Annotated in this window: 4 protein-coding genes; 2 read left to right on the top strand and 2 right to left on the bottom strand. The window is 66.8% G+C overall.

What is annotated here, in order from left to right; genetic code table 11:
- Positions 1-116: 116 nt before the first annotated feature.
- On the bottom strand, positions 117-2,066 hold the full coding sequence (locus ACCC94_RS27460) for an FAD-dependent oxidoreductase (protein WP_413352756.1): 1,950 nt from the start codon (positions 2,064-2,066) through the stop codon (positions 117-119).
- 81 nt (positions 2,067-2,147) lie between these two features.
- On the bottom strand, positions 2,148-2,498 hold the full coding sequence (locus tag ACCC94_RS27455) for a cupin domain-containing protein (RefSeq protein WP_413352755.1): 351 nt from the start codon (positions 2,496-2,498) through the stop codon (positions 2,148-2,150).
- Between the two features lie 335 nt (positions 2,499-2,833).
- Here ACCC94_RS27455 and ACCC94_RS27450 point away from each other — a divergent pair, with 335 nt between their 5' ends.
- Both ACCC94_RS27450 and ACCC94_RS27445 read left to right on the top strand, forming a co-directional pair.
- Complete coding sequence (locus ACCC94_RS27450) at positions 2,834-3,907, top strand: ABC transporter substrate-binding protein (protein ID WP_413352754.1); 1,074 nt, start codon at positions 2,834-2,836, stop codon at positions 3,905-3,907.
- A gap of 68 nt (positions 3,908-3,975) precedes the next feature.
- Complete coding sequence (locus ACCC94_RS27445) at positions 3,976-4,764, top strand: class II aldolase/adducin family protein (protein ID WP_413352753.1); 789 nt, start codon at positions 3,976-3,978, stop codon at positions 4,762-4,764.
- Positions 4,765-5,439: the final 675 nt, after the last annotated feature.

Genomic DNA, 5,439 nt, shown 5'->3' with positions numbered 1-5,439 from the left:
AACCGACCCTAACCCCTTGCTGCCGCTGCCCTGCCCTCTTGGGTTACCGCGCCGCTCCACGCCATCCTACTCAGGCGCAAGCCGGGAAGGCCGGAGCGGCCTCATTCAACCGCGGCTCAGATCGCCCAACCGGCCTTGAGTCCCTCGTAGATGGCTTCCTCCGCCGTGCGCGGCGCCAGGCAGTCGCCGATGCGGCAGACTTCGGCGAGGTCGGCGATCTCGTCGGCGAGTTCATCCACCGGCTGGTGGCCCTGGCAGAGCACCAGGGTGTCGATGTTTTCCACCAGCATCGGCTCGCCGCTGGCGGTGTGCTGCAGGTACACAGTGCTGTCGTCGACCCCGTACAGGCGCGCGTAAGGGGTGATGGCGATGCCCAGGCGGTGCAGCTCGCCGGCCAGGTGGTCGCGGACATAGAGCGGCAGGCTTTCGCCGGCGTGGGTGCCGTTCACCGCCAGGTGGACCTGGTGGCCGTCGCGTACCAGGCGCTCGGCGATGCCGGGGGCGATCCAGTCGGCGCGCCAGTCGGTGACCAGCACCGAGCGGCCCAGTTTCACTTCGCCGCGCAGCACCTGCCAGGCGTCCACTACCTGCAGCTCGCCGGCTTCCTCATAAGGCGGGCGATAGGGTTTGGCGCCGGTGGCGACTATGACCACGTCCGGGCGCTCGGCTTCCACCAGTGCGCGGTCGACGCGGGTGTTGCGGCGCACTTCGACGCCGGCCAGCTGCATCTCGCGCTGCAGGTTGGTGGAGGCGCCGCCGAACTCCGCGCGGCGCGGCAGCAACTGGGCGAGGTTGACCTGCCCGCCGAGCTGGCCGGTGGCTTCGCAGAGGGTGACGTCATGGCCGCGCTGCGCCGCGACGGCGGCAGCCTTCATGCCGGCGGGCCCGCCGCCGACTACCAGCACCCGCTTGCGCTGGGCGGCCATCTGGCGTTCGGCGTAGATCAGCTCGCGGCCGGTCTCCGGGTGCTGGATGCAGGAAATCGGGTAGCCGCGGTGGAAGTGGCCGATGCACGCCTGGTTGCAGGCGATGCAGGCGCGCACGTCCTCGACGTGGCCGCTTTCGGTCTTGCTCGGCATCTTCGGGTCGCAGATCAGCGCGCGGGTCATGCCGCAGGCATCCGCCTGGCCGCGGGCGACGATCAGCTCGCCTTCCTGCGGCTGGTTGATGCGCCCGGTGACGAACAGCGGGATTTCCAGGTTGCGCTTGAAGATGCCGGCCTCGTTGGCCAGGTAGGCCGCTTCAATGGCCATCGGCGGGACGATGTGGATGGCGCCGCCCAGCGAGGCCGAGGTGCCGGCCACTATGTGCACGTAGTCCAGTTCGTTCTGCAGGGACTTCACCGCCTGCAGTGATTCGTCTTCGGTGAGGCCTTCCGGGTCGCGCTCGTCGGCGGAGATGCGCAGGCCGATGATGAACTCCGCGTCAGTGGCGGCGCGCACGGCGGCGATCACTTCGCGGGTGAAGCGCAGGCGCGCGTCGAGGTCGCCGTTATAGCCGTCGCTGCGACGGTTCACCCGTGGGTTGAGGAACTGCGCCGGCAGGTAGCCGTGGCTGGCGACCACTTCCACGCCGTCGATGCCGGCAGCGTGCAGGCGGCGCGCGGCGGCGGCGTAGCCCTGGACGATCTCGTCGATCATCGCCTGGCTCAGCTCGCGGGGCATCACCCGGAAGCGCTCGTTGGGCGAGGCGGACGGCGCGTAGGCCACGGCCAGCAGGCCGTCGCTCGACTCCATGATTTCCCGGCCGGGGTGGAACACCTGCGACAGCACCACGGTGCCTTCGGCGTGGCAGGCCTCGGCGATGCGCCGGTAGCCGGGGATGCACTCGTCATCGGTGGCCATCAGCACGTGTGAGGTATAGCGGGCGCTGTCGTGCACGCCGGCGACCTGCAGCACGATCAGGCCGACGCCGCCCTTGGCGCGGGCGGTGTGGTAGGCCACCAGCTGGTCGTTGACCAGGTTGTCGGTGGGCATCGAAGTGTCGTGCCCGGTGGACATGATGCGGTTCTTCAGCGTCTTGCCGCGAATGCTCAAGGGGCTGAAGAGGTGGGGGAACTGGCTCATCGGGCAACTCCGGATTCTTGTTGTGGTGCAGCTTGTGGCGACTTCGAAGCGCCGGCCGCGTCGTGCGGCCGGAGAGCGGACTCAGGCGTTGCGCGCCTGCCAGTCCACCGGATACAGCGCGTAGAACACGCAAGCCTTCTCGCCTTCGTAGGCCAGCGGCGTGCGTTCGGGGACCCAGATCACGTCGCCCGGCTTGGCGTCGATCACCTGGTCGGCCAGACGCAGGCGGAAGTTGCCTTCCAGCACCACGATCAGCTCGTCGTAGAGCACCGTCCATTCGATGGAGACGCCGTCGAAGCGGGCCAGGCCCGCGCCCATGGTTTCGCTGTCCGCCGGGCCGATCAGCCGGCAGATGGCGGCGCGTTCGGCGTCCTGCCCACCGTAGGGCTGGAACTGCAGGGCGGATTGCTGGAAGTGACGGACCTGGGACACGGCGGCTTCTCCTGAAACTGGCAATGGTGTCTGAGCCAATGTTGTTTAACTTGTGGCTATGGAAATTTACCGCCAGTAAAAAATCAACTTGTTTTTTTAAAAGTGACTGGGTAGTTTCGATTCCGCTTCCGGACTCTTCCGGAGCAACCGCGACGTGCTCCACAACAACTACAAGAGGAGAGGCGCATGAACCGTCCCGTACGGTCCCCCCTCGCATGGCGGGCCCACCCGCTGGCAATCGATATCCCTCTGCCCGTTGTTCCTGCGCGCCCGTCCAGCGTGCGCGCGGCCATCCCGGCTGCGCCCATTGCCACCTACGACTGGGGGTATGCTCGATGACTTTCCACCGCAACAACTGCCACAAGCGCTCCTTCCTCAAGACCGCCGTCTCGCCGCTGCTGCTGGCCCTCGGGCTCTGTGGCGGAGCTGTTCAGGCCGCCGAGAACATGGTGGTGGTCGGCTACGGCGGCGCGGGCCAGAAGGCGCAGGACGCCGCCTTCTTCCAGCCCTTCAGCAAGCAGTCCGGGGTTGGTGTGACCCAGAGCGAATACAACGGCGAAATGGCGCGCATCAAGGTGATGGCCGACACCGGCCACGCCGACTGGGACGTGGTGCAGATCGAGGGCCCGGACCTGGCCCGCGGCTGCGACGAAGGCCTGTTCGTGCCGCTGGACTGGCAGCAGATCGGTGGCAAGGATCAGCTGATCCCCAATGCCGCCAAGGATTGCGGCTCGGCCGCGCTGGTCTGGGGCGTGGCCATCGCCTATGACGCCGACAAGCTCAAGCCGGCGCCGCAGTCCTGGACGGATTTCTGGGATGTGCAGAAATTCCCCGGCAAGCGCGGCCTGCGCAAGCGCGCCATCTACAACCTGGAATTCGCCCTGATGGCCGACGGCGTGAAGCCCGCCGACGTCTACAAACAGCTGGGCACCAAGGCCGGTGTCGACCGCGCCTTCGCCAAGCTCAACCAGATCAAGCCCTACGTGCAGTGGTGGGAAGCCGGCGCCCAACCGGCCCAGTGGCTTGCCGCTGGTGACGTGGTCATGACGACCACCTACACCGGGCGCATCGCCGATGCCTACAAGGGCGGGCGCAACCTGCAGCTGATCTGGCCGGGAAGCCTGTACGGCATGGACTACTGGGCGATCATCAAGGGCTCGCAGCACGTCGACTCGGCGAAGCGCTTCATCGCCTTCGCCAACCAGCCCGATGCCCAGGTCGACTACGTGAAGCACATTGCGTATGGTCCGACCAACAAGCAGGCCGCCGAGCGCCTGCCGTCCGACCTCGCCGGCTGGGTGCCGACCTCCACGCAGAACCTGCCCCAGGGCCTGGCGATGGACGATGAGTTCTGGGTCGACCACGGCGAGGAGCTGGAAGAGCGCTTCAACGCCTGGGCCGCGCAATGATCGAGACGTGACCGTGACGCCGGGGCCTTGGTGCCCCGGCGCCTTCCTGCCTTGAGGAGAAGTACACCATGACGTCGCTGCAGGCGCCCAGCCGCGCCACCTGTTCGCCCGAGGAATGGAAGCTGCGCGAGGAGCTGGCGGCCTGTTACCGCCTGATCGCCCACTACCGCATGACCGACCTGATCTTCACCCACATCTCGGTGCGCATCCCCGGTCCCGAACACCATTTCCTGATCAACCCCTACGGCCTGATGTTCGACGAGATCACCGCCTCCAGCCTGGTGAAGATCGACTTGAGCGGCCACGCCGTGGAGCCGTCGCCGTACAAGGTCAACCCGGCCGGCTTCGTGATCCACAGTGCCATCCACGGAGCGCGTGACGATGCGCGGTGCGTGCTGCACACCCATACCCGCGCCGGCTGCGCGGTGGCGGCGCAGGCTTGCGGGTTGCTGCCGCTGAACCAGATTTCCCTGGAGTTCTACGGCCGGCTCGGCTACCACGACTACGAAGGCATCGCCCTGTCGATGGACGAGCAGGAGCGCCTGGTGCGCGACCTGGGCGACCACTTCGGCCTGCTGCTGCGCAACCACGGCCTGCTCACGGTGGGGCAGACCGTGCAGCAGGCATTCCTGCGCATGTACTACCTGGAGAAGGCCTGCGACATCCAGCTGGCGGCCCAGGCGGGCGGCGAGCTGGTGATCCCGCCGGAGGAGGTTTGCCGGCACACCGAACAGCAATTCAACGCCCCGGCGCGGCCGCTGGCGGAAGGCGAGCTGAGCGACCCGGATGGTTACGACCTGGCCTGGGCGGCGCTGCTGAGGATGCTGGATCGGGTGGCGCCGGGGTATCGGGACTGACCTGCGCTTTCGGCCCACGTTGCGGCGTCCCCGTGTAGGAGCGGACCTTGTCAGCGAAATCCCGAGCGACGTAAACCGGTAGCTCCGGCGAGAAGCGCACCCCGTTCGCGGACAGGGTCCGCTACATCAACTCTTGCGTGGTGGTTCGCCCTCTCCCTGACCCTCTCCCTGAAGGGAGAGGGACTGGTTCGGAGCGGGATGAAACCGGAGCGTCAGCCGGCACGGGCGGCTTCCGCTCCCTTCGGAGCCGGGCGGAGGAGAGGGCGCGCCCTGGCCCGATATTTCGGGTAGGAGCGGACTCTGTCCGCGATCGGTTTCGCTTCGCAGCGAACCATCGACTTGACCAAAGAAGCGTAGGGCGAACAACCGTTCGCGGTTGTACGCCGATGGTTTGAGGTCGGGCGGGTACCTTGCCTTTCTGTCGGGCGTTCAGCGTCGCTTCGGTGTGTGCGGGGAGATTTGGTTTCGCCTCTCGGCGAGTCCCTTTTGGCAAACGCCCCAAAAGGAACCAAAAGGTCTTGCCCCTCCATCCGGTTTTTCGCCTAGGCGAAAAATTCCCTCGTTGAAGCGAAGTTTCAGGGGCACGCGTTGACGGGCCATCCCTGGCCCGACAACGCTCTCGCGACATCCATGTCGCTCAACCCCTGAAACTCCGCTTCAACGAGGCCTCCTGAA

Origin of the sequence: Pseudomonas sp. Pseusp97 (genome assembly GCF_047304025.1) — a bacterium.
Classification (GTDB): domain Bacteria; phylum Pseudomonadota; class Gammaproteobacteria; order Pseudomonadales; family Pseudomonadaceae; genus Pseudomonas.
The sequence above is the reverse complement of the archived record's forward strand: the minus strand, read 5'-3'. Positions and strand labels throughout refer to the sequence as shown.